The organism is Paenibacillus phytorum (genome assembly GCF_013141715.1).
GTDB lineage: Bacteria > Bacillota > Bacilli > Paenibacillales > NBRC-103111 > Paenibacillus_E > Paenibacillus_E phytorum.
In genome coordinates this window covers 1-2,333 of sequence record NZ_WHOA01000183.1, presented here as the reverse complement: position 1 = coordinate 2,333, position 2,333 = coordinate 1, and the positions used below count along the sequence as shown (strand labels likewise).

Genomic DNA, 2,333 nt, shown 5'->3' with positions numbered 1-2,333 from the left:
GCAAGCCCCTTAACTATCGTTCCTCGTTAGCGTAATAAAGCACTCGCTTTGTATTACAATAAATTTTGCAATATCGTCTCTAATTGCATCCCCCTCGATCCCTTCAGCAGGATTACATCGTCTTGCTTTAACATGTTCCTTAATTTGTTAGTTAACTCTTCTTTGTCCAAAAATGCCTGGACACTACTGTTGTGAAAACTTTTTTCTGCTTCTAAAGCGATATACTTACCGAGAGTACCGACCGTATAAATAAAATCAACTTTAGTCGGATTAATATTCCTCCCTATGTCCCGATGAAATTCTTGCTCTTGTTCACCTAGCTCAAGCATGTCTCCTAGAACTAAAAATTTTCTTGAGTAACCTGTTAATTCTTCAAAGGTTTTTATTGCAGCGGTCATGGAATTGGGGCTTGCATTCCATGCATCATTTATTATGGTGAATCCCGAGGTTGAGACTACTTTCTCCATTCTCATACCAGTAATTTTCAAATTTCTAAAACCAGCATCCACTTCGGCAGGACCTATACCAAATATTGACGCGACAGCAATTGTCGCTAGAGCATTTGAAACATTATGTGTACCAAGAAGAGGTATGTAAAACTTATCTTCACCGACTGTAAAAAATGACCCTTCTGAGTTTGTTTGAGTGGTTCCGACATAATAGTCATTTGTATTGACTTCACCAAAGCAAATAGCAGAGAGCGGTTTCTTGGCTCTAATTTTATTAAGACCATTGGTTAACAGCGGTTCATCACCGTTGTAGATTAGAACACCATTATCTTTCAAGCCATTTACAATCTCCAATTTCGCGGCAGCAATTTCTTCCCTTGATCCAAGACTCAATAAGTGAGACACACCAATCATTGTTATGACAGCAACGTCTGGCTGCGCTATACGGGAGAGTCGATCGATTTGACCACTCTCACTCATCCCCATTTCAATCACAGCAACTTCTGAGTTCTTATCTATCTCTAGAATGGTCAACGGAACTCCAATTTGGCTGTTTAAATTCCCTACCGTTTTATGAACTCGGTATTTTGTCTGCACCACAGAATTTATCATATCTTTTGTGGTTGTCTTACCATTGCTACCAGTAACACCAATTACTTTTATTGGTAATTCCCTTCGATAATTAGCTGCCAGAGTTTGAAGTGCTTTCAAGCAATCATCAACAAAAATTAGCGGTAAATGAACAGGAGGATTGGGATGATCCTTTTGCCATAAAGAGGCTATCGCTCCTTTGGATATTGCTTCTTCCACGTAATCGTGACCGTCCAATTGTCTTATGATTGGGATAAATAAATTATGCGTCTTTACTGTTCTAGAATCAATGGAAACCCCTTGAATCACCAGGTCATCATATACATTAAATAGTCCATATCCTTCGGTCATCGTTTCAATAACTTTTAGTTTATGGCAAATCATAGTACCACCGCCAGTCAAATTTATATTAACCGAATTATTAATATCCCTTACAATAAGGATATTCCTTCCAAGGTAGTACTAAACAAATAAATTTTATTATTTTTAAGTATGCTGCCCGTTAGGGTAGTAGCTTTTTATGTTGTATCTCTTGTTCTTCAACATAATTGCGATACTTTTTTCCGCTGTAATAATCTACAATGTCTTGGTTAATTTCTGGGTAAAGTTGAATCGAATGCAACTCTGAAATAGGTATCCATTTAACATCTGTTTGTTTAGTGTCTGGCTTTTGTGGAAGTTCAGGATATGACCCTGATTTTAATTCACAATTAAATGTAATCCCCACAGAATGCGTGTCGCCATAAATATAATTGCTTTTTGTTGGTTGATATTCGTAAACAAAGGCAACAGGTCCAACTTCCACTTCGACACATGCCTCTTCTTTTGCTTCCCTTTTCACTGCTTCAACAAAGGTTTCACCAGGCTCAACACCACCTGCGGGAAGATTGTAATGGACGCCGTCACCATTATCATTCTCAAATTCGATAAGTAAAATGGCTCCATCCTTTATAATCAATGCACACGCACGAAGTCGTATTTTTTCCACCCTGTTCACATCCGTTTTCATTTTATACCAACGTGGAATATTGTACCATTCAATTGACATTTAGGAGATTCATTACATTAATCTGCCCGTTACTTCAACGGACAACGGCAGCCGATCGTGTGCCGGCTGCCGTCATATCGCGATTGAACTATTGGTTGCAATAGGTAAGCATTTGAAGTAATCTCCAGCTTTTCCCCTGCTCCACACGGAGCGTGCTAGTTTCCCAGCACTCCGCGTTCCCTCTAACTGACTGTACTAGATCATAAGTTCCTCGTTACTCTAGGATATGGACCGTTTAGTCATCC

General features: G+C 39.0%; 2 protein-coding genes. Both read right to left on the bottom strand.

Translation table 11 applies throughout. The annotated features are described in order from the left end of the window. Positions 1 to 53: 53 nt before the first annotated feature. Positions 54 to 1,424 (bottom strand): UDP-N-acetylmuramoyl-tripeptide--D-alanyl-D-alanine ligase, encoded by a 1,371-nt coding sequence (locus GC098_RS26255; RefSeq protein WP_171646160.1) that lies wholly within the window; start codon positions 1,422 to 1,424, stop codon positions 54 to 56. Positions 1,425 to 1,542: 118 nt separating this feature from the next. Beyond that, a complete protein-coding gene (locus GC098_RS26250; RefSeq protein WP_246358985.1) occupies positions 1,543 to 2,088 on the bottom strand; it encodes an NUDIX domain-containing protein in 546 nt (181 codons plus the stop codon). Positions 2,089 to 2,333: the final 245 nt, after the last annotated feature.

Bases quoted from the DNA above. Each gene is read 5' to 3' on its own strand.
- GC098_RS26255 (WP_171646160.1), bottom strand. From the start codon at position 1,424: ATGATTTGCCATAAACTAAAAGTTATTGAAACGATGACCGAAGGATAT.
- GC098_RS26250 (WP_246358985.1), bottom strand. From the start codon at position 2,088: ATGTCAATTGAATGGTACAATATTCCACGTTGGTATAAAATGAAAACG.